Source organism: Paenibacillus sp. FSL K6-1230 (genome assembly GCF_038002385.1).
Classification (GTDB): Bacteria; Bacillota; Bacilli; order Paenibacillales; family Paenibacillaceae; genus Paenibacillus; species Paenibacillus massiliensis.
Map to the genome: position 1 here is coordinate 3,529,700 of NZ_JBBOCK010000001.1, position 22,005 is coordinate 3,551,704.

The window sequence follows — 22,005 nt, forward strand, 5'->3', positions numbered from 1 at the left end:
CCATTACAGTGGGAAATAACTATACGTCATGCCAGTACCTTTCGCAAAAGCTCTTTGGCGTACGGAGACTGGACATGCTTCAATTCAGAGGTTGCGACTACCTCTTCGATTCGACCATTGCGGATAATCATGATACGATCACATAGGTAAGCAGCGGCCTGAATATCATGGGTGATGAAGATATATCCCATCGCATAGGTCTCCCTTAAACGCTTCAGCAATTCCAATACCTGCATTTGGACTGAACCATCCAGTGAGCTTATAGCTTCGTCGAGTAGAATACATTCCGGTTCGGTGATGATTGCTCTTGCAATACATACTCGCTGCGCCTCACCACCGGATAACTCATGCGGGAATTGGGCCAGGTAAGAATCATCTAATCCAACTTGATGAAGCACCTTACCCATATCTTCAGACTGTAGAGAGCTCCCCGTAATGCTCAAAGGCTCGAGTAGTACTTGCTTTACCGTGTAAAACGGGTTCATGGAAGAGGTATAATCCTGAAAGACTGCGCTGATGGCTCCACGCCGCGTTCTGCGATCCGTAACAGATTTGCCCCCAAAAGAGATCATGCCGTTATCCGGCTTTTCGATACCAAGCAGCAATCTCCCCAGTGTGGATTTTCCGCTACCACTTTCACCAATGATGCCGAGGCATTCGCCTTTTTCCCATTCGAAGTTCATATCAAATAGCACCTGATGTTGCGTTTTACGTAACAGACCGTTCTGCCGATATGATTTATTCACATTCTTAACCTTTAGCACGCTCCGCACCTCCCCCCATTAATTGGTTGTAGTGGAGATTAAGCGCCTGCTTGGAGGACACAAGATAACGGGTATATGGATGACTCGCTCCAGCAAAAATATCTTCTACTGAACCCTGCTCCACAATCTCCCCGTCTTTCATCACCATCACGTCATCTGCAATCCGTCTAACCACGCCTAGATCATGTGATACAAAAATCATCGAGCTGCCGAATCGTTCACGAAGCCGTACGAACTGCTCCACAACTTCGTAAGCCGTTACAGCATCCAGCGCCGTTGTTGGCTCATCGGCAATGATGACATCAGGCTCAAGCACAATGGCAAGAGCGATCATCACCCGCTGAAGCATCCCTCCTGACAATTCATGCGGATAGCGACGCATAATCACACTCGGCTCCTTAAGGCCCACACTTGACATGGCAACGGCAATGCTGTCCACCATCTCGCTACGCCGCCAATTAAAATGGACGGACAAAATCTCGAACAGATAGGCTCCAATCGATCTGGAAGGATCAAATGCACTCATGCCATTCTGCATGATCATACAAAGCCTTCTTCCCCTGTATTGGCGTAAGTCTTTCGTAGAGAGTTCCGACAAATCTATTCCGCTCAGTGCAATCCGTCCCGACTGACGAATCCCGGATCGATTAAGTCTTGTCAGCGCCTTGCATGTCAGTGACTTTCCACTGCCACTCTCCCCGACGATCGCCAAGCATTTCCCCTGGACAAGGCGGAAAGAACTGTCGGGAACGAGCACTTGTCCCGTTCTGTCATCCCATATTTTCAAATGCTCGACCTCAAGCACAGTAGTCATAGAATCAGGCCACCTCCTTCTTTCGCAATCCTGCTAAGATCCCGCCCGATCGCACTTTAATATGCCTTCCTCCCGTCATCAGCTTCGGATCAAGCGCTTTCTGTAGAGAATCCGAAAGAAAGTTAATCGCTGACACGACCAGAATAATGGCTACGCCTGGAGCAACCATCAACTCAGGACGAATGAACATGACTGCTCTCGCTTCATTCATCATCATACCCCACTCCGCATGCGGAGCCTGAATACCAAGGCCTAGAAAGGACAGTCCTGATATTTGCAATATCATGGACCCAAATGCGCTACTGGCAATCACCGCAATATCCGGCAACGCCACGGGTGCAATATGTCGAGCCATAATACGAAAGTTGCCTGAGCCCATGACTTTAGCAAACTTAATATAATCGGCGTCGGCAAATTGCATGACTGAAGTTCGAATAACGCGTGCAAACCAAGCCCATTTCATCAGCACAAATGCCACTAAGATATTCGTTAGCCCAGCTCCCATCATGCCGATGATCGCAAGTGTCATGACATAGCCTGGAAACGAAAGCATGATATCGCATACCCGCATCAAAAAAGCATCTGTTCTTCCCTTGAAGTAACCTGCGACAAATCCGATAATTATACCAATACTTGCTGAGGCGGCAAGGGCAGCGAGTACCCACAGCACGCTGGGACGTATACCATAGATCAGGCGCGAAAGAATGCATCGACCCAGATGATCGTTACCCAGCCAATACTGCCAAGACGCTCCAGCGAATCGCAGATCCATATTTACCTCGTTAGGGGCATGTGGAGCTATGAACGGTGCACAAGCTCCTATAAGCAGCGTGGCTCCTATGAAAACAAGCGAGAGAGCCGCTAGCCTGTCCTTCATTAATCGTACAAGCAGCTTCATTTAGAACTCCCTCCTTAGCTGAGGATTCATCACGGCATTAATCAAGTCTGACACTGTATTGAACAGCACAAAAGCAACGGAAAGTATCAGCACATATGCTTGGATGATCGGAAAATCTCTACCAAGTATCGAATTGACAGTGAGCGTACCCAAACCAGGCCAGGCAAAAATATTCTCGACAACAACAGTGCTGCCCAATATGACCGGAATCGCGAGACCAAACACGGATACCGCAACCTGTAATGAATTCCGTAGCACTTGCAGGGTTATGCGGTACTCCGACAATCCGTTGGCTCTACCATACAAAACGTAATCTTCATTGAGATTGCTGAGCATGGAACTCCGAATCGTGCGGAAGTAGATACCTGCGTAGCCGATGACGATCACTGCAACTGGCAAAATAAAGCTGCTATAAGAGTCCATTCCATTCGTAGGCAATAAGTCAAGCTTAACAGCAAAATACCATATCATGAGTGAGGCCAACCAATAAGCTGGCATAGATGTAAGCAGGAAGGAGAGGCCCCTCACTGAAAAATCCAGCCATTTACCTTCCCTTAAGGCACATGCCACACCAAGTCCAAGTGATAAGATAATAATGATGAGCGAAGATACGATGGTTAATTGTAGCGTGTTAAATAATGCTGGGCCCAGCAACGACCACACTGGCTTGCCCGTTACGTAAGAGTTGCCGAAATCCAGTTGCAGACAATTTTGCAGCCAATCCCAATATTGGACTAGAAACGGACGATCCATTCCAAGTTCCGTTCTTGTCTTCGCAATCAGCTCTTCGGTTATTGTCGGCACGCCTTGTGCATGTAGAACGACCTCAACCGGATCCATTGGCGATAATTGATTAAGCACGAACGTTAGAAATGAAATGACCACAAGCAATGGAAATGCAACGGCTATGCGTTTAACGATATATTCAGCCATAATTCCTGATTTTCACCTCACATTCATGTATGCTCTACAGTTGCAGCTTATTTAAAGCTGAATTTCTCAAAAGGAAGTTCAAATTGTGTTTGCTTGAAAGAAATCCCTTGCAACTCCGAAGGCGCAACTACCGTAACGCTCCCGTTGGTAAGTGGAATAAACACGGCTTCTTCATGGACAGTCGTGAGAATATCCCTATAGAGCTGTTTCCTTGTCTCCTCATCCGAGGAGATCATGACCTCATCAATTTGTCGATACAATTCCTCCGCCTGTGGAATACCACTCGTCGTATAGCGATAGGAGGATTCCGCTGCAAATGCAGTAATCGTACTTTGCGGATCATAAGCGAGGCCCCAAGTCTGATTAAATAGAAGATCATACTCGCCCGTCGATCTCCGGTTTGCAATGGAAGTCGACTCTTCCCCGAACAGTTCCAGATTCATACCGATTTTGAGTGCTTCACTCTGTAGCAGCTCCGACTGCGCCTTTTGGGAGGATGAGTTAATATCGTAATACAGCTTCATGGACAATGGCTTGCCGTCCTTCATCCTTGCTTCGGCTCCACTCGTATTCCCCCAGCCTGCCTCTGTCAAAAGCGCAGCAGCCTTATCGGGATCGTATTCTCTCTTCGGAAGCCCAATATCTGCATAATTAACATTGGATGAGAACAATGTATCTGCGGGAGTTTCCGTTCCACTGAATATGGTGCGTGCGATCGTCTCGCGGTCAATAAGGTGCCAAATGGCTTCCCGTACCGCTTTTTCATGGATTGGACTATCATTATGACTACTGTTGGCCACAATCATTTTCGTGTTCATCGGCTCGCTACGAACGATTTGATAAGCTCCCGAATCGACAAGACGCTGCATCGCATCCACAGCAACGCTATCAGTACCTCGGTCATCCGTGAAGACAAAATTAACCTCGCCTTTCTGCAAAGCCAGTAATGTCGTCTCTCCTGCAGGTAGTACCTTTGCTGTAATCGTCTTCAGCTTTGGCGCTCCACCCCAGTATTCATGATTCGCCGAGAAACGAGCAAATTGTTCCGTCACATGCTCATCAAGCTTATAGGGACCCGTGCCGTGATATCCCGCTACGCCATCTTTTGTCTCTCCGTTCAGGAAATCCTTTGGTGAGAGAAAAACGTATGGGCGTGTCATTGATAACTCAAGCAACGTCGGATAGTATCCTTCCTTCAAAGTTAGCTGAACAGTATGCTCATCAATGACAGCAACTTGATCCAGCTTGGTAGATAGCTTGACCCAGGCGTGCTTGTCTGCGTTCCGCTGGACGGCTTCAATGTTTTGCTTAACAGCTTCGGCATTAAAAGGCTCTCCATCATGGAACTTTACGCCTTTTCTCAAATGAAAGGTGTATATTTTACCGTCATCTGATATTTCCCATGATTCAGCAAGTAAAGGCTTGATCCCATCTGCAGTATTCTCCACAAGCGATTCATACACCATTCCTTGTGCTGCCATCAAGCCAGGATACAAGTGCGGATTCATATCGTTAATATCTTTTGCGGTGGCAAAAGTCAGCTCAGCTGCCTTCTCCTCAATTCCCTTACTGTTCTTCCTACCCTCACCACATCCAACTAAAAACGCTATAAGCAGCATGGATGCTAACAGCATAGCCAATCTATTTCTCTTCATTAAAATCGACACTCCCCTTTTATACAAATAGTAATAATTACTATTAATGAACTTCTTGATTGTAATAATAACTATTATCATTTGTCAATTCATTTTTGTTCGATTTTGAAATTTTAAGAACAACACTATCGACGTACTTTCACAGAAGACAGACCGCGTTTAGTAGGAGTTTTTCTTGCGATAATCGAATTGTTCAGCTCCGCTGAAAACTTATAAACTCTATTATCTTAAAAAACAGTTGACGATTTTCCAATATATTACTATGATAATAGCGAGATTAATAGTAAAAATTACTATTTAATTCAATGTGTGGTCGTTCCACACGATGTCGGGAGGTTCGTCGGATGAAGTTGGAGATTGAATTTGTTAAATGCAACACCGCTGATAATATGACAATTCTCGTCGTAAGTGAGTTGCCCCCAGTACAGCTTGCTCCTATTGCCTCCCAATTAATGAGTTACGGTCACCTCTACGCCGAACAAGTAGGTTATGTTGAGGGCTCTGCACATCATGGCTGTGCCGCCAAGCTTCAGATGGCAGGAGGTGAATTTTGTGGAAATGCTTGCTTGGCCTTAGGAGCACAGCTGGCATCAGCGAGAATGTTGCTTCCAGGTGAAAGAGTAGAGGTCATGCTGGAGACTTCGGGCTCATTACGGCCAGTTACATGTGAGGTTGAAAAACTATCCAGCGGATACCAGTGCGAGGCAAGCACACCTATTCCCAAAATAGTAGAGTGCTCCTCCTTCGCTTTTGAAGGTCTCCATCTTGAAGTGGGTATCGTTCGATATACTGATTCCTTCCACCTCTTGATCGACCTTGAGCAATTCGAATTAGATGCTCCAGCTGCCGAACGTTTGGCAAGGCTTGCAGGTGTCGTTACAGGGGCTGATTTAGTAGGCGTTATGCTGTATCGTCCTTCAACGCATGAGCTAAAACCACTCATTTTTGTCCCTACCCTTGATAGTCTTATCTGGGAGCAAGGCTGTGGCTCAGGTACAGCATCACTTGGATGTTACCTAGCGTGGAGCACACGTAAATCCATTGATATCCCAGTGCTTCAGCCTGGCGGCATCATTCATACGAACGTATGCTGGCATGAGAAAAGCATCAAAAGTGTCCACATTAAAAGCACGGTCGACATTGTTGCCCAAGGTAAAACCTACGTCAATATCGCTAATGAACATTCATTTCTGAGGAGGTAATGGATTGTAATGGATCAAATCTTCCGTCCACTTATTCAATTCCGGGATCAATTTGAGCTGGCTGCTGCGAAATATGACGGGACCCTAAGACACAGCCTGGAGCTTCAGCAGACCATTGATGACTATTCCGCCTTTATTATTGATGAATCTAACCAACGACTTTGGAGAGAGCTCGGAGAGCAAAATAGGACTGAGCTTCGAGAGATCGTAAACCAATTACGAGATACATCAGCTCGCTGTGTAGCCATCATGGAGAAATATCGAGCCCTTAAGCTACTTCATGACGGTGATGACAGGAACGACTACTTTCATCATATCGAGAGCTCTATTAAAAATGAGTTTGGCTGCTTTGAAGTATCTGCCGATTCCAGAGTGTTGCTGGTTGGATCAGGCTCCTTTCCGATGACGCCACTACTGATAGCCAAACAAATAGGAGCTGAAGTTATTGGAATCGACCTAGATGCTGAAGCAGTTGATTTAGGCAGGAAGGTCATTGAGCGGCTGGGACCCGACCTACGAATTCGACTAGAGCATCTATCATTGGAAAGCTTGGATGATATCCATATGGCAACACACATTATTTTCAGTTCAACCGTATCCGTCAAATATGCCTTACTTGATTGGCTGCATGATGTCACTTCTCCTCATGTTGTCGTAGCCATGAGGTATGGAGACGATCTGAAAAGCCTCTTCAACTACCCCATGGAAGAAACAGATTCACAGAAATGGAAGCTCGCCGATAAGGTGGCTCAGCCTAGGCGCATATTCGACGTGGCTCTATATACCAAAATAGTGACATTGAATCCCGTTGGAGGTGCACGTTCATGAATCTCTTTGGTAATGTCCTTGTGGCAGGAACAGGGCCTGCAGCCATACAACTAGCCATATTATTCAAGCGCTGGTGCAAGAGCCATGTTGGTATTGCGGGGAGACACTCTGTTCGTTCCGTCCCTCTATTCGAAGCGTTGCGAGAAAGTAATGGACAACTTATCGTCGAAGTAAGTAGTGTCAAGCTGGAAGCACTCACTGGTGAAGAACGGGTGGATGAATTTTTTTACGGATACAAAAATGTGAAAGGTCCATGGGATACGTTGCTGTTGACTGTGACCGCGGATGCCTATATACCGGTGCTAGCACAGCTCCAGCCCGAGCTTCTGGAAAACTTGCGTTGTGTGGTGCTTCTGTCCCCGACATTTGGGTCCAATGCACTTATCCGTCAGTATCTGAAAGAGCAACGCTGTAACGCTGAGGTCGTCAGTTTTTCCACTTACATTGGAGATACGCGTCTCATGGCGGACAAGCCTCCTGGGCATGTGCTGACCACAGCAGTCAAGCGTAGGGTCTATGCAGGGTCTTCTACGCAGGCCTCCCAATTCGTAGAAGCATTCCTGAATCTATACGCCCAAGCAGGTATCGAGCTGATCGGAGCGAATTCAGCACTTGAGGCGGAGGCACACAACATCTCCTTGTACGTTCACTGTCCATTATTTATGAATCCTTTTTCTCTTGATACTATTTTCAACCCACCTGACACTTCAAAATACGTATACAAGCTATTCCCGGAAGGGCCCATCACACCGACTCTCATCCATGAGATGCTCCTCCAATGGAAGGAAATTTCAGTTCTTTCCCAGAAATTAATTCTGAAAGAAATCAATCTGCTGCGTTTTATGGTTGACGATAACTATCCTGTCCGACCAGAAAGCCTCTCACGACAGGAGATTGATCAATTTACAGAGCTTGATTCCATCCATCAGCAATATTTGCTTTACGTCCGCTATGCATCACTACTTATCGATCCATACTCAGAGCCCAACCAACACGGTAAATACTTCGATTTCTCGGCGGTCCCTATTCGTACTGTCTTCGTAAACCACGATGGTGCCTGGGATATTCCACGCATGCCAAAGGAAGACTATTATCGAATTAAAATCATTCAAGGTATCGCCCGAGGCGCCAAGGTCCTATGTCCAACTGTCGATACATTCATTGAGCGCTATGAGCAATATCTAGTGAAATCTAGTCGATTACTGAAGGAATATCCGCTATCTGACGACTTCATACCGAAGTCCTTCGAAGAAGATATTAAGAGAATTTGCATGGAGTTGCCACTATCGGATTAGAATAAGGCTTGAGTGTTGAGAGATTGGTGTCATGCGAATAGCCAGGGAATGAGCAGCTCATCTCCCCGGCTATTCGCTATGCATTTTCCATTTATTTTTTTAATTCCATACGAAACTGTACGATAGCTGATCTGATCCATTCTCGCCCGTTAGAATACGATCGTTCCTCAAATAAAGTTAGTTTTCCCTCATCCCACTCATACTTTAATCGTAAAGAGGAACGAACCTCTGGAGGAATTTTAACTTCAATATTCTCATTTTAATCCCTCTTAACTTTATTAGTAATTATTACGATTAGTTATTCGTACAATTCCTCTTCCTCTTTGTCAATCTCTCCATTAGTGCCGACCCACTGAACACACGGTTCCTACATCATAAACTCACAGAAATACCCGCCCTCCTCATTGCAGTGGCCTTCATTTTGGTGCAATGAGATACCCAGTCTTGTGGCCAACACAAAAACACCTCCAATCTGTCCTCCACATCTTACGATATGGAAGTAGTTCTTGAAGGTGTCTAGATCTATCTCATGGTAATGGGAATGCTACATTATCACTTTACAGGGCGGTCCAGCGAAAATGTCTCTCCCAGCTTGGCATATGCATTGCCAGCCAAACGACTGACGGGCGCCAGCGCTTTGGCCTGAATGTAGGTGTTCTGATAGACGTCCGTGGACAAGTGATACTGTACCACGCGACCGATCAGGAGATCACAGGCTGGCAGCTCCGGCGTGCCTCCAAGCGCAATAGCCTGCTCCAGGACACATTCCATTCGAATTTTGGCCTGCTTGAGCCCCGGTACCTGAATGGCTCTGCTTGGAATCGTCTCCAGACCCGCTGCCTCTACCTCGCTCTCGTCGGGCTGCAGCGGCGCGGCTGTGCGGTTAGCAGCCTCCACATTGTCCTCGTCAGTGATGTGGACGACCCATTCTTCGCGCTCTATTGCGTTTCTAGCCGTATCCTTGGACACCCCCTGTACTCGCTGAACAGAGACAGAGATGAGTGGCGGATCTGAGGAGACGATAGAGAAATAGCTGAATGGAGCAGCATTCACCACACCCGTGCTGGAGAGCGTTGTCACCCAGGCTACGGGCCTTGGAATGATGCTTCCTGTAAGTAGCTTATAATTTTCACGATCGGTCAATGTGACCGGATCAATCGCAATCATCGACATTGTATCTCTCCTTCGTTCAATCCGCTTGTAGTATGAGCATTATCCACAGTGTAACATACCACGATTCGATTGGACATTGCGTGATGTTGATGAGTGGCTAATGAGTGGCCACCGATTGAAAGGAAAGAGAATGACGAGTGGACGAGGAGAGCATTACGAGAGATCGTGCCTGTCTGTCCCATGGTGACCTCGCATACTTGCTTGATTCAAACAACTGCCAGGCACAGACGCTCTATCGACTGGACGTACGGCGAGGCTTATCCGTAGAGCCGCCGCTCTGCTTCTGTAACAGCTTGATTCCACCAACTATGAGCAAGATTGAGACGATAAGGGTCTTCAAATGCCTGTCGATGCGATCCGATAGTCTCCATTCGGGAAAGCGTATGTCGAGGGAAGGAACAACTGCATTTGTCAGGATATAATACAGCCCAAGTAACAAGAGACTTGCACCAATCCAGTGCCGATACAACTGCCAACCTTCGAATATGGGCCGATCTTCTAGCTTCTCACTCCCATATCGACTAATCAACTGCAAGCTATCAAAGAAGCTATAGCACCATACGATCGGGATGAGGAACAGGAAAACGGACAATCGCAGGACATCCAGCACGTAAATTCCGCCCAGAAACAGCACCATAAGATGCAGACCACGCTTTTGCAGACCTAGGTACATATGTCCTGCTCCTGGCAGTACGGAAAGGATCATGCCCAGAATCTTGCTACGCTTACCATCACGGCGACCCTGATTCAAATCCTCAAACACCGTCTGATCGTTCAATACTTCTCCGCTTAGCTTCATATGGACCAGCTTGACCGCATCAAACATCGAATACAGCCAAATCACTGGCATCAATACGAGAAAAGCCAGAAAACCATCGGTATAAGCCATCAGACTATCAATGAATAGCAGCATGGCCCCCAGCCCAAAAAATGCCAAAAGGAAGGACAGACCTCTTTGCATCAGCCCGAGGTAAAAATGCCCCAGACCAGGAATGAATGACAGCAAGATCGTAATCAAGCGTTCATGGTCTCCTCCATGATGGTTATGAGAGTAAGGCGGGGACATCGGTACAGCTTGCATACCTTGAACCCCATTTTGATCCCCTACAGTGTGCAGCATCTCATCTGCTGTGTAAGGACCATACTCTGGGCCAGCACCAACAGGATACGCAGACCCGTAATAAGGTGGATGCTGATTCATAGCGCTCCCTGGCTTGTAGGTCAATAACACAATTAACATATGTAGCATGCAGAGGCACCATAGTAAGAACAGTGCTATCAGTGCTGCTAGAAAATAACCCCCATCATTTGCTACAAGTGATAGGAAGACACCGCCTCCCAAGCCTGACATCGTCAGACTAAAGTAGATAAAAGCTGCCAGTCTACGATTCCAGTATAAAAAGCCCAAGCCAGGAATCACATTCAACAAAAATGCTAGCAAGCGGCTACGCTCCGACGTTGGCATTGCGATATTCCTCCTTATTCATTATCTTATCCTCTTATCTCAGCATTTACTAAGATTCAGGGGTATCTTTTAACGACCCTGCACGCGGTCCAGCCAGCCTGTCGCAGCCTTCATGACTTCTTCACTAACCGATTCAGCTGTGTGAAAATCAGACTGTACGCGCAGTGACTCTGCGGGGGAAAGCTGATCAAAGGCCCCGGTATAGGAGCATATCAGTGTAATACTGGCTGCGATGGCGTAATGAGCCCATTTTCGGTGATACCAGCGCTTCCCCCTTTCGTGACGCGGAATGACCTCAGAGATCTTAGTCATCTCAGTGATCTCGGTGGTCCACGTGGTCTCAATAACCTTAGCCTGCTTCTGAACCGTCATAAATTCGTACTTGTCGGCCATGCCAGTAGTTTCGTCCAGTACTGCAGCTTGGACCAGTCCGATAGCCGTGGACGCTTTCTCAACATAGAGAGGAGTCTCAGGCAGGTGCCCAGTGCCCTCAGTTCCCACCATGTCTGTGGTAGCTGGTAGGCTAGCCATTATTCGATCCGCAAAGGCGGTGATATCGCCCAACTCTGGCAGCACATCCGCTTCCTGCTCTAGCTGCCTCAGGTAGGCTGTCACCACTTCTTCCTGATCCATGAGCATGCTCTCGAGACGATCTTCCTCCTTCGCTGATGCTTGCCCCTGAATATAGCTTTTCCAGTCGTCTGCTGATGTCTTGTATTGATCGCTCATGCCCACTCCTCCTCTGTCCAGTTCGCACGTATCCACTGTCTGGCCCTGTATAAGCGCGATTCTATCGTCTTCGTGGCAACCTGCATTTCCTTTGCCATCTGCTCATAGCTCTTACCCTCTATGTAAAACGCCGTGATAATCTCCTTGTGCTGATGAGGCAGGGCAGCAATCCTCGCTGCGAATTCGGTCATTCTCTCCTTCTGAAGCACTGTCGCCAAAATATCTTCGTCATCTGTAAGAAGCTGATCCCAGCCTTCAAGAGGGTCCACCAGCTCTGCAGGTCTGCGACTTCGTTTGCGCTTGGTATCAATTGCTTTACGTACCGCGATACGGGTAAGCCAAGTCTTGAAGCCTTCGTCTCGGTATTGGGAGAGAGAGACAAAGACTTGGACAAATACTTCCTGAGCTGCATCCTCGGCTTCCTTCTCATCATGCAGCACGGAATAGGTCACATGGTACACATGTCTGCTAAAATGATGCACCAGTTCCCTGAAGGCCGTACGGTCCCCTTCACGAATCCGGTCAATCATATCTTCTACTTCAATCATCCTCTCCCCCTTCCCTTATAGATAGACGCTCCCTGATGCGTGTACCCCTGCATTATGTATGATTTTTGTTAAAAAAAGACCGACCAGACATTCCTTCGTGGAATACCGGTCGGCCTGTAAGCTTATTTTAGATCATAGTACTATTATAAATTTTCAGCGGAACTGATCCATTCGACTATCGCACGAAAGACTTCAGCTAAACACGGTATGTCTTTTGTGAACGTACGTCCGATAGGCGTTTTTCTAGATCAGCACTAGCCTCTGATGCTTCAGCGACCTCCGCCTCTGAACTTCTGGGCATAGGCCTTGGCATCCTCCGGTGTACGAATTCGATTGCGATTCCATTCGAGCAGAATGCGATCAATGTAGCGGAAATGTACTTTACCAGTAAAGACCGCCTCCTTCAATGCTAGCAAAATCAGCTCTTCAGGATATTGATCATGATCTATCCAGCCGCCAATAGTCTCGTATTCCATCGGAGACAGTGGTCGGCCGAACTCCTTCTCGAAAATCGTGAACAGATTACGTTCACCTTCGTGTGCACCCGCTGTAAACAGGTCATCAAGCTCGGTTGAGTCCTTTGTAGGTCTCTTACGCTGCTGTTCGTTGTAGAGATAGGTAGCAAGCTTATGGTATACCCCTGCCAGGTTATAACGCTCATATTGTACGTCTGAGCCTTCATAAGCCACGCTATCAATGCTAATCCAGCCTTCGTGGATCAGCTTCTGCAGCAGCTTACCAATCCCGTCAGCCGTTAATCCCATACGACTCTGAAGCTCGTCGAGTGTCGGGAACTCATTATGCTCCTGCTGGCGGAAGGCCATCAGCTGTAGCAGCAGCATGGCCTCCGTATCCAGTAGACGCAGGCTACGGTAATAACGCAGTAGTGCATGGGGAATCTGAACCGTTCCGTCCTCCAGCACGAGCGCTGCGCCTTCTACCCATGCAGACTGCTTATCCTGTTGTCCGTGCGGTCCATAGTTCATCATCAATTATGGGTACAGGCGGTATAGCATCCGCGGGAAGGCAATTGTCTCACGCACATGCTCCAGACCGCAGATCCAAGCTACTGTCCGTTCCAGACCCAAGCCGAAGCCCGAATGCGGCACCGTACCATAAGTACGCAGATCCATATACCATTGGTAAGCTTCGCGTGCAAGATTATGCTCTGCAAAACGCTCATCCATCAGCTTCGGATCATCTATACGCTGGGAACCACCAATAATCTCGCCATAGCCCTCTGGAGCGATCATATCGGCACACAGCACGACTTCTGGACGATTCGGATCAGGCTTCATGTAGAAAGCTTTGATCGCAGCCGGATAATGGGTAATGAATACCGGCTTGTCGTATTTCTCGGCAATGGCTGTCTCATGCGGAGCACCAAAGTCTTCCCCCCAAGGAATATCAAAACCCTGTCCTTGCAGGAATTCAATAGCCTCATCATAAGTAATGCGCGGGAATTCACCTTGGATATTCTCCAGCTTGGAGATATCACGTCCCAGGGTCTCAAGCTCAGGACGACAATTCTTGAGCACCGACTGAACGACATGACTTACGAATTGCTCCTGGATTTCCAGGCTTTCTTCAAGCCCAACGAAGGCCATCTCTGGCTCAATCATCCAGAATTCAATCAAGTGACGACGTGTCTTGGATTTCTCAGCACGGAAGGTCGGACCGAAGGAGTAGACCTTACCCAGTGCCATGGCTGCAGCCTCCATGTACAGCTGGCCACTTTGTGTCAGGAATGCATCTTCATCAAAGTATTTGATATGGAACAGCTCTGTCGTTCCCTCTGCAGAAGACGGAGTAAGAATCGGTGGGTCCACCTTCGTGAATCCATTTCCGTCAAAGAACTGCTGCACAGCCCGGATAATCTCTGCACGGATGATCATGATCGCGCGCTGCTTCGGCGCACGCAGCCACAGATGTCTGTGATCCATGAGGAAGTCTACACCATGCTCCTTCGGTGTAATCGGATAATCCTCTGTAATATGAATGATCTCAACGCCCGTAACCGTCATCTCGTAGCCGGATTTGCTACGCGGCTCTTCGCGAATAATACCTGTCACATACAAGGAGCTCTCTTGGGTCAAGCGTTTGGCATCATCCCATACCTGCTCAGGTACTTCACTCTTCACAACTACACCTTGAATGTAGCCGCTTCCGTCACGAAGCTGCAAAAATTGAATTTTGCCGCTGGAGCGCTTGTTATGTACCCATGCACCAACGCGTACCGTCTCGCCTACATGACGGCCCACTTCCGAAATTGTACTCTTTAACGTCATTGTCTATCTCTCCTCATAACCGAAAATAAGAAAACCTCTCTCGCAGCCTTTCCAAGGAAGACAGACTGCGTGAAAGAGGTAGGTTTTCTTGAAAAGCAGCCCTGCCCGTTGACAAGGACAGGAGCCACTTGATCTTCATGCTTCGTATACCGTATATTTCCTAAACCAGACGGAATGTATCACGTGCGATAACCAGCTCTTCATTCGTAGGGACAACCAGTACCTCTACTTTGGAGTTCGCTGTAGTAATACGGCGTGGCTCTCCGGAGCGAATGTTGTTCAGGGATTCATCGAGCTCAATACCCAGGAAGGTAAGCTCCTCCAGCACTCTCTTACGAAGTATAGCAGAGTTCTCCCCGACACCCGCTGTGAACACGATGACATCAACGCCGTTCATAGCTGCTGCATAGGAACCGATGTATTTGCGTACACGGTACGTATACATGTCAAATGCCAGAATGGAGTTCGCGTCGCCCTTCTCTACGCCATCCGTGATCTCACGCATGTCACTGCTGATTCCTGAGATGGCAAGCAATCCGCTATGCTTATTCAGCATGGAGTTCACTTCATTGACAGTTAACTCTTCCTTATTCATGACATAAGGAACGATCGCAGGGTCCAGGTCACCACTACGTGTACCCATCATCAGACCTTCAAGCGGAGTCATACCCATAGAGGTATCGACGGAATCCCCGCCTTTAACTGCTGTAATACTTGCTCCATTACCGATGTGGCAAGTGATGATCTTCAGATCCTCAAGCGGACGGCCGATGAACTTAGCCGCTTCCTTGCTCACGTAGTCATGGGATGTTCCGTGTGCTCCATAACGGCGCACCTTGTATTTATTGTACAACACTCTTGGGATCGCGTACATATAGGCTTTTTCAGGCATCGTCTGATGGAAGGCTGTATCAAATACAACCACCTGTGGAATACCTGGCATATTCGACTCTGCAGCGTTGATTCCCAGCATGGATGGCGGATTGTGCAGTGGAGCCAAGTCAAACAGACGACGGATCTCCTTCTTCGCCTCATCTGTCACGAGAGCAGACTCCTTAAATGCCTCTCCACCATGCACTACACGATGGCCAACCGCATCGATCTCATCAATATTAGCGATTACGCCATATTCTTCACTAGTGAGTGCGTGCAGTACCTTACGGATTGCAGTCGTATGCTCCAGAATCTCACTGACCTCAGTAAGTTCATTTTTGCCAGTCGGCTTATGGGTCAGAATAGAAGAATCCATACCGATCCGCTCAACCAGACCTTTCGCCAATACGGATTCATCTGTCATGTCGTACAATTGATATTTAAGCGAGGAGCTACCTGCATTGATTACTAGAATTTTCATATACGGTCACCATCCTTGTCATACTTGAAGAAGCCTTCTCCTGTCTTAACGCCCAGATTTCCAGCTCTCACCATCTTCTTGAGTACGACGGAAGGTCTGTACTTCAGCTCGCCGAATTCACGGAACATACGCTCCAATGCTGCAAGTACGGAATCAAGACCGAAGCGGTCTGCCATCTCCAGTGGACCGTGTTGGAAGCTGTAGCCGATGCGCATTGCGTCATCAATATCCTGAGCAGAGGCAACGCCCTCTTGCAGGACATGAGTTGCTTCGTTAATAAGCAAGCAAATAATCCGGCTGGTTACAAACCCCGGAGATTCATATACCATGACGCCGTTTTTCTCAAGCAATGTCTCAACGAAATACTTCGTATGTTCAAAAATCCCGTCCGAAGTCTTCAGACCACGGATAATCTCAACCAGATCAATGCGGGATACAGGATATATAAAGTGCATGCCAATAACGCGTTCTGGATATTCCGTTACACTTGCAAGCTCAGTCAAGCTCAGCGTAGAAGTGTTACTTGCCAGGATGATGTGACTAGGACATACATGGTCCAGCTCCTTGAAGACGACCTTCTTGGCTTCCAGATCCTCTGTAATGGTCTCAATAACCATATCACAGCTGCTCAGTTCAGCCAGATGTGTAATCTTCTGAATGCGGGACAGAATCAGCTTCTTCTCCGCCTGGGTAATTGCCCACTTCTCCAGTTGCTTGTCCAGACTTGTCTCAATCATGCTGTAGGCATGTTCCAGTCGCTCTGTAGTTTTCTCAAGCAGCAATACATCAATACCTTTGGCTGCCAGCATTTCGGAAATGCCTTGACCCATAGTACCGCCACCAATGACGCCGATTTTTTTAAATTGCATGGTCTTCTGCTCCATCCTTTCAAGGCCTATATCGTATATTGTATCCTTCCATGTCGAAAAATACATTTGTAAGACCCAATAGATAATAATATCTTAGCACGGAACAAAAGTAAAAAAAAATAACCAGCATAAAAAAATTATGCTGGTAGAAGGGTATTTTCACGAAATTGACATCTGAATTGCTCCCCATTGAGAACTTCTTCACGCATCAGAATGTCAAGAGAATTGTCGAATATTGGCCGATGCTGCTCCAGTAGCTCCAATGTTCTTGTATGAAGAGCGTTCAGAATTTCACTATTCTCACGCATAAGCTCCTGCTTGGTCATCATTTCCATATTAATAATCCCTAACGAAGTCAGTCCTGAGGTCATCATCGTCTGAACGATCTGGATCGCTTGCTCAAAATCATTGCTGGAGCCTGTGCTACGACCACCGTAGTACATCTCCTCTGCTGCCGCTCCAGCTAGCGAGATCATAATCTGCTCCTCCAGAAATGCCTTTGTGTACAGGTAATGCTCCTGCTGCGGATTATGACGGACATATCCCAAGGCTTTACCACGTGGACTCAGCGCCACCTGCTTCACGCTGCCGGGACGTACAATCTCGGCCATAATTGCGTGGCCCAGCTCATGGATAGCAACCCGCTTCTTCTCCTCTGCGGTCGATTCCCGATCTGTTTTCTCACCCATCATAACCTTGTCAATCGCCATGGACAAATGCTGCTGGTCAATGACCGCCTCATTTTGCCGCATCGCATAGATCGCCGCCTCGTTCATAACACTTTCCAGCTGCGCACCGGAGAAGCCGTAGGCCTCCTCTGCAATTCTGCTGAGATCCACATTCTCCTTGATTGGCTTGTTCTTCGCATGCAGCTCCAGAATATGCTGTCTGCCCTTCTTGTCAGGTAGATCCACCTGAATATGACGGTCGAAACGACCAGGTCTCAGCAGGGCGCTGTCCAGCATTTCCTTACGGTTCGTAGCAGCTATGAGCAAGATCCGCGGCGTCTCGGAGGAATAAATCCCATCCATTTCCGTAAGAAGCTGGTTCAGCGTCTGATCGTACTCCCTTTGCTGACCCCCCTCACGCTTGCCTCCAATAACATCAATCTCGTCGATAAAGATAATGGCACTATCCTTCTTGTCTTTGGCGGCACGGTTGCGTGCTTCGCGGAATAGATCCCGAATCCGGCCAGCACCGACACCGACATACATCTCAACAAATTCACTACCTGAAGCCGCGACAAACACAGAGTTCGTATACTGTGCTGCAGCCTTGGCCATCAGCGTCTTCCCTGTTCCCGGAGGCCCCGTCAGCAATATCCCTTTAAGTGGACGAATGCCGAAGCGGGATATTTCCTCATGACGCACCAGAAAATCCAGCGCCTCGCGAAGCTCCTGCTTGGCGCTCTCCTGACCACCGATCTCCTCGAAGGTCAGCTTCGCAGGACCAGCTTGCTTGCGTTTCTTATCCTGAGCAGCCCCTACAGCAATCCCCCCACGCATGTGAAGCATCAATAGCAATCCTCCAACGAGCGCTCCTGCCAGGAGCAGAGGGAATATATTAATTCCGATAAAAATCAGAAATATAAGCACTACGGGAACGGTACCAATCAACGTCTCCTTCACCCATCTAGGCATTCGGCCACACCCCTATCTTCTGCGATTCACGAGGTAAAATGATATATTTACTGGCTTCACCATTTTGCAGACGAATGTAGACGTTCGTATCATCCATATTGGTGTCAGCCTTGATCATACCCTGCTGCAGTCCGTTAATGGTTGCAGGAATATCCGTATATCTCTTGCTATCCATAGCTTCTGCAATAGGGAACATCGCTTGAGACCACAGCTTGTCCAGCTCCTGGTCCGAATGATCCTTAATGTCCAACTTCAGTCGCTTGCTCCCGAGCACAGAGCTGCCGTCCTCCTTCACAGCCTGAACGAGTCCACGAACATCTGTATCGGGTTCAAGATCAAGTTTCAAGGTGACCTCGGATTGGTTAATATCTACTTGAGCACTTGTTACACCAGGGTATTGGGTAACAATCTTCTGCAGTGGTTGGTGCACAGCTACTTGGCGATACAGAAACCAGCCACCGAACAATACGGAAGCGGATAGTACTGCTGCCAGCGCTATAGGTACAATGCGAAGTTTCAAATTAACGTCCTCCTCTCAGGTAATACAAGATTCATTTCTATTTCTACTAAGTATACAGTATGGCTGGACGACTCTGCATCTCTACACACAGACTGCACATAACAGTAGACTATGTCAGCGATACGACCACTCCTCTTCCATCAGCATCTTCCAAGCACATCCTATAGACTCTTCTATTTGCATAGCTCCGACTGTGATTTTTAAGTTCTGATAACAACGCATAACAACAAAAAACAAGCAATCATAACTCTTGTCTCTCAAACAAGTGCAGCATTAGTATATACTAGAGTATATCACACGATATATCAATTAGCTAAAAGCAAAGTATGTCTATTTTTCAAAATTTAAATGTGAATCTCTTAAAATGGAGCAAATAGAAAAAGAGTTGCCCCAGAAAATCTCAAGATTTTCTGAAACAACTCTACTCCGTACAGTATGGTAGGCTCTTCCATTCCAATTAGCTCGTTCGCTACATAAGACTCTGTTCATCCATTTGACAACGAATGCTTACCTGACTATTTGCCTGGAAGCGTATATCCTTGCCCCACCTCAGCTCCGTCCTGAAAGCGATAGAATCGGTAGCGATAGCTGTCGTTCTCCCGGTACATGAGCTGCCATACATATTGATTGTCGTACACGCCAGGCCGGAGGCTAATGATATCCACATTCGGCAGATCACTCTCGATCCGCGCCCGCATTTGATCCTCATTTATACCCTCATTCAATAGCTCGGTATGGACGGAAGCATCCTGTTTTACCGTATCAGGTGCGTTCTCCACCGGCTCGAATGGAACCCATACCATCACCTGCTGACTGTCGGCATTCGTGCCCTCAACGACCCAGTAGATGGAATCCCAGACAGATTTCCATGAATTATTTACAGACACGATCTTCGCATCCTGCCGTGCCTTCTCCACTGCTGCATTGCGCTCGACACGCTGGTCCTGTGTAACATAGGAGTAATAAGCATAGATGCCTGCGAACAGCCACAGCAGGACCAGAATGATGCCTGTGAGCCATTTCCTCTTGTTCTTCAACCCGAACTTCCTTTCCGGATAAAAAATAGATTAGCGCGCCAGCAGCCCCTCGAACGCTGCCTGGGCTTCATAACGAATTCGCTCCTCATCCAGTGTGAGGCAGCTTCCATCCTTAAGCACTTGCTTGCCATCTACCCACACATGCACAACGTCCTTGGCACTCGCAGAATAGACTGCATGCGAGATGAGATCCGTACGAGGCAGGAAATGTGGCTGATCCATGTCCAGCGCAATAAAGTCTGCCTTGTTGCCCGCTGCCAAGACTCCTACTTCCTTCAGCCCAATCGAAACTGCACCGTACTCTGTCGTCATCCGCAACGCCTCAGCTGCCGGTACGGCTGTAGGATCGCCAGACACACCTTTATGAATAAGCGCAGCCAGACGCATTTCCTCGAACATATCCAGATTGTTATTGCTGGCTGGTCCGTCCGTGCCCAAGGACACCTTGACGCCTGCACGAAGTAGATCTGGCACTCTGGCTACACCGCTTGCCAGCTTCAGGTTGCTGCCTGGATTGTGAGACACACCCACGTCATACTGTGCAAGCACCTGAACCTCCTCGTCGTTCAAATGAACAGCATGGGCGACCAGCGATGGTCTGGAGAAGAAACCAAGCTTCTGAAGATGCTCTACTGGACGTGCACCATACTCTCTTACATTCTGCTCTACTTCTGCGAGCGTCTCTGACATGTGTGTGTGGAGCGGAAGGTTCAGATCATGAGCAGCCTGAACGAACTGCTCGATGAAGGCTGGTGGACATGTATAAGGAGAGTGCGGAGACATCATCGTTGTAATGCGTCCGTCCGCCTTGCCATGCCAATTTTTTGCAAAAGCAACCGCTTCATTAAGCTTCATCCGCTGCTCTTCCTCTGAACATAGACCGATGGCTCCACGCATCAGACAGGCACGAATACCGGACTGCTCAGCGACTTTGGCGACCTCATCCATGTGATCATACATGTCCAGGAATGTCGTCGTACCTCCCTTAAGCATCTCAAGCACCGACAGGGAGGTACCCCAATATACATCCGTAGAGGTGAATTTCCCCTCCATGGGCCACATTTTTTCCTGCAGCCATTGTTGTAGCACCATATCATCTCCATAACCACGCAGCAACGACATAGCCGCATGACCATGTGTATTCACAAGTCCAGGAAGGAACAGCAGGCCTTTGCCATCGACAACAGGAGTATTCTCTTCTCCATCGGGGATGGTCGGTCCGATATATGTAATTCGGCTATCCTCTATAATCATACAGCCTTCAATGACACCAGCATCTTGCCCGTTCACTGCAAAATGTCCGTTTTTGATCATCCATTTATTGCTTGTCATGTTCCTTCTCTTCCTTTCCATCCTCCAAATAATAAGCCAGGCTCAGCAAATCTGTCGTAAAATCTGTCGCGTGAATACGAATGTGCCGTGGAGCCTTGAGGATCGTAGGCGCAAAGTTCAGGATAGCTTCGATGCCGCTGTCAATCATCAGATCAGCAACACGTTGTGCTTCAAAATCCGGCACAGTAATAATCCCGATTCGGATATTTAGCCGCTCAACCGTCTCCTTCAGCTCTTCCATAGGCTGTACCTGCAGCGTGTTAATCTTCGTTCCAACCTTGGTAGGTAGAGCATCGAATACGGCTACAATCTTCATATTGTCCTTCAGATATGCATTATAGTTGGACAACGCTTGCCCGAGATTACCTGCCCCAACCAAAGCTACGTTAATCTGCTGATCGATTTTGAGTATATGACGAATAATCTCAATCAGATAGGTGACATCATAGCCAATGCCCTTTCGTCCAAAGTCACCAAAATACGCAAGATCCTTGCGGATCTGGGCCGGATTCAGATCCAGCTTCTGGCCCAGTTCCTGCGAGGACACCGTAGAGATTTCACGCTTTTGCAGCTCATTCAAATATCTTAGGTAAACAGGGAGCCTACGAACGACGGCTTCCGAGATTTTATCCGATTTCATACTTGCTCCTCCTAGTCACAA

General features: G+C 47.8%; 22 protein-coding genes. 3 read left to right on the forward strand and 19 right to left on the reverse strand.

Going from position 1 to position 22,005, the window contains the following annotated elements; all coding sequences use genetic code 11:
* Nucleotides 1–26: 26 nt before the first annotated feature.
* Genes MKX74_RS15435 through cntA form a run of 5 tightly spaced genes read right to left on the reverse strand, consistent with a single transcriptional unit; the run spans nt 27 to nt 5,064 of the window.
* Nucleotides 27–764, reverse strand: coding sequence for an ABC transporter ATP-binding protein (locus tag MKX74_RS15435; RefSeq protein ID WP_341179040.1), 738 nt, complete (start codon nt 762–764; stop codon nt 27–29).
* On the reverse strand, nt 751–1,578 hold the full coding sequence (gene cntD, locus MKX74_RS15440) for a staphylopine uptake ABC transporter ATP-binding protein CntD (protein ID WP_341179041.1): 828 nt from the start codon (nt 1,576–1,578) through the stop codon (nt 751–753). Before cntD ends, MKX74_RS15435 begins: the two co-directional genes overlap by 14 nt.
* Nucleotides 1,579–1,582: 4 nt before the next feature.
* Nucleotides 1,583–2,476: a staphylopine uptake ABC transporter permease subunit CntC gene (gene cntC, locus MKX74_RS15445; RefSeq protein WP_341179042.1), complete on the reverse strand. Its 894-nt coding sequence runs from the start codon at nt 2,474–2,476 to the stop codon at nt 1,583–1,585.
* Nucleotides 2,477–3,409 carry a nickel/cobalt ABC transporter permease gene (opp1B, locus tag MKX74_RS15450; protein WP_341179043.1) on the reverse strand — a complete coding sequence of 311 codons (933 nt, stop codon included), beginning with the start codon at nt 3,407–3,409 and terminating at the stop codon, nt 2,477–2,479. It lies immediately after the preceding gene.
* 47 nt (nt 3,410–3,456) lie between these two features.
* Nucleotides 3,457–5,064 (reverse strand): staphylopine-dependent metal ABC transporter substrate-binding lipoprotein, encoded by a 1,608-nt coding sequence (gene cntA, locus MKX74_RS15455; RefSeq protein WP_341179044.1) that lies wholly within the window; start codon nt 5,062–5,064, stop codon nt 3,457–3,459.
* A 344-nt stretch (nt 5,065–5,408) separates the two neighbouring features.
* Here cntA and MKX74_RS15460 point away from each other — a divergent pair, with 344 nt between their 5' ends.
* From MKX74_RS15460 to MKX74_RS15470, 3 genes are read left to right on the forward strand one after another with little or no spacing between them, the layout of a single operon-like run.
* Nucleotides 5,409–6,266, forward strand: a complete 858-nt coding sequence (locus tag MKX74_RS15460; RefSeq protein WP_341179045.1) for a diaminopimelate epimerase — start codon at nt 5,409–5,411, stop codon at nt 6,264–6,266.
* Between the two features lie 9 nt (nt 6,267–6,275).
* Entirely contained in the window at nt 6,276–7,094 is an 819-nt protein-coding gene (locus MKX74_RS15465) for an SAM-dependent methyltransferase (RefSeq protein WP_341179046.1), read from the forward strand.
* Nucleotides 7,091–8,389, forward strand: coding sequence for an opine metallophore biosynthesis dehydrogenase (locus tag MKX74_RS15470; protein WP_341179047.1), 1,299 nt, complete (start codon nt 7,091–7,093; stop codon nt 8,387–8,389). The genes MKX74_RS15465 and MKX74_RS15470 overlap by 4 nt, the downstream gene beginning before the upstream one ends.
* Nucleotides 8,390–8,480: 91 nt before the next feature.
* On the opposite strand, the gene MKX74_RS28230 is transcribed toward MKX74_RS15470, so the two are convergent.
* From MKX74_RS28230 to MKX74_RS15535, 14 genes are all read right to left on the reverse strand, one after another.
* Nucleotides 8,481–8,639, reverse strand: coding sequence for a DUF3024 domain-containing protein (locus MKX74_RS28230; protein WP_445667323.1), 159 nt, complete (start codon nt 8,637–8,639; stop codon nt 8,481–8,483).
* 302 nt (nt 8,640–8,941) lie between these two features.
* The gene (locus MKX74_RS15475) at nt 8,942–9,556 is read right to left on the reverse strand and encodes a flavin reductase family protein (protein ID WP_341180591.1); all 615 of its coding nucleotides are present in this window, start codon (nt 9,554–9,556) and stop codon (nt 8,942–8,944) included.
* 238 nt (nt 9,557–9,794) lie between these two features.
* Nucleotides 9,795–11,027, reverse strand: coding sequence for a multi-tm2 domain protein (locus tag MKX74_RS15480; RefSeq protein WP_341179048.1), 1,233 nt, complete (start codon nt 11,025–11,027; stop codon nt 9,795–9,797).
* Nucleotides 11,028–11,096: 69 nt separating this feature from the next.
* Nucleotides 11,097–11,756 carry a hypothetical protein gene (locus tag MKX74_RS15485; RefSeq protein ID WP_341179049.1) on the reverse strand — a complete coding sequence of 220 codons (660 nt, stop codon included), beginning with the start codon at nt 11,754–11,756 and terminating at the stop codon, nt 11,097–11,099.
* On the reverse strand, nt 11,753–12,304 hold the full coding sequence (locus MKX74_RS15490) for an RNA polymerase sigma factor (protein WP_341179050.1): 552 nt from the start codon (nt 12,302–12,304) through the stop codon (nt 11,753–11,755). Before MKX74_RS15490 ends, MKX74_RS15485 begins: the two co-directional genes overlap by 4 nt.
* Nucleotides 12,305–12,573: 269 nt before the next feature.
* The gene (locus MKX74_RS15495) at nt 12,574–13,293 is read right to left on the reverse strand and encodes a DnaD domain protein (RefSeq protein ID WP_018886195.1); all 720 of its coding nucleotides are present in this window, start codon (nt 13,291–13,293) and stop codon (nt 12,574–12,576) included.
* Nucleotides 13,294–13,296: 3 nt separating this feature from the next.
* The gene (gene asnS, locus MKX74_RS15500; RefSeq protein WP_018886196.1) at nt 13,297–14,592 is read right to left on the reverse strand and encodes an asparagine--tRNA ligase; all 1,296 of its coding nucleotides are present in this window, start codon (nt 14,590–14,592) and stop codon (nt 13,297–13,299) included.
* A gap of 160 nt (nt 14,593–14,752) precedes the next feature.
* Nucleotides 14,753–15,946 (reverse strand): acetate/propionate family kinase, encoded by a 1,194-nt coding sequence (locus MKX74_RS15505; protein WP_341179051.1) that lies wholly within the window; start codon nt 15,944–15,946, stop codon nt 14,753–14,755.
* Nucleotides 15,943–16,815, reverse strand: coding sequence for a 3-hydroxyacyl-CoA dehydrogenase family protein (locus MKX74_RS15510; RefSeq protein WP_025677815.1), 873 nt, complete (start codon nt 16,813–16,815; stop codon nt 15,943–15,945). Before MKX74_RS15510 ends, MKX74_RS15505 begins: the two co-directional genes overlap by 4 nt.
* 137 nt (nt 16,816–16,952) lie before the next feature.
* Nucleotides 16,953–18,455 (reverse strand): AAA family ATPase, encoded by a 1,503-nt coding sequence (locus tag MKX74_RS15515; RefSeq protein ID WP_341179052.1) that lies wholly within the window; start codon nt 18,453–18,455, stop codon nt 16,953–16,955.
* The gene (locus tag MKX74_RS15520) at nt 18,448–18,975 is read right to left on the reverse strand and encodes a hypothetical protein (RefSeq protein WP_341179053.1); all 528 of its coding nucleotides are present in this window, start codon (nt 18,973–18,975) and stop codon (nt 18,448–18,450) included. Before MKX74_RS15520 ends, MKX74_RS15515 begins: the two co-directional genes overlap by 8 nt.
* A 515-nt stretch (nt 18,976–19,490) precedes the next feature.
* A complete protein-coding gene (locus MKX74_RS15525) occupies nt 19,491–20,012 on the reverse strand; it encodes a cell wall elongation regulator TseB-like domain-containing protein (protein WP_341179054.1) in 522 nt (173 codons plus the stop codon).
* A 30-nt stretch (nt 20,013–20,042) separates the two neighbouring features.
* The gene (locus tag MKX74_RS15530) at nt 20,043–21,344 is read right to left on the reverse strand and encodes an amidohydrolase (RefSeq protein ID WP_341179055.1); all 1,302 of its coding nucleotides are present in this window, start codon (nt 21,342–21,344) and stop codon (nt 20,043–20,045) included.
* A complete protein-coding gene (locus MKX74_RS15535; protein ID WP_018886203.1) occupies nt 21,331–21,984 on the reverse strand; it encodes a redox-sensing transcriptional repressor Rex in 654 nt (217 codons plus the stop codon). Before MKX74_RS15535 ends, MKX74_RS15530 begins: the two co-directional genes overlap by 14 nt.
* Nucleotides 21,985–22,005 lie beyond the last annotated feature (21 nt).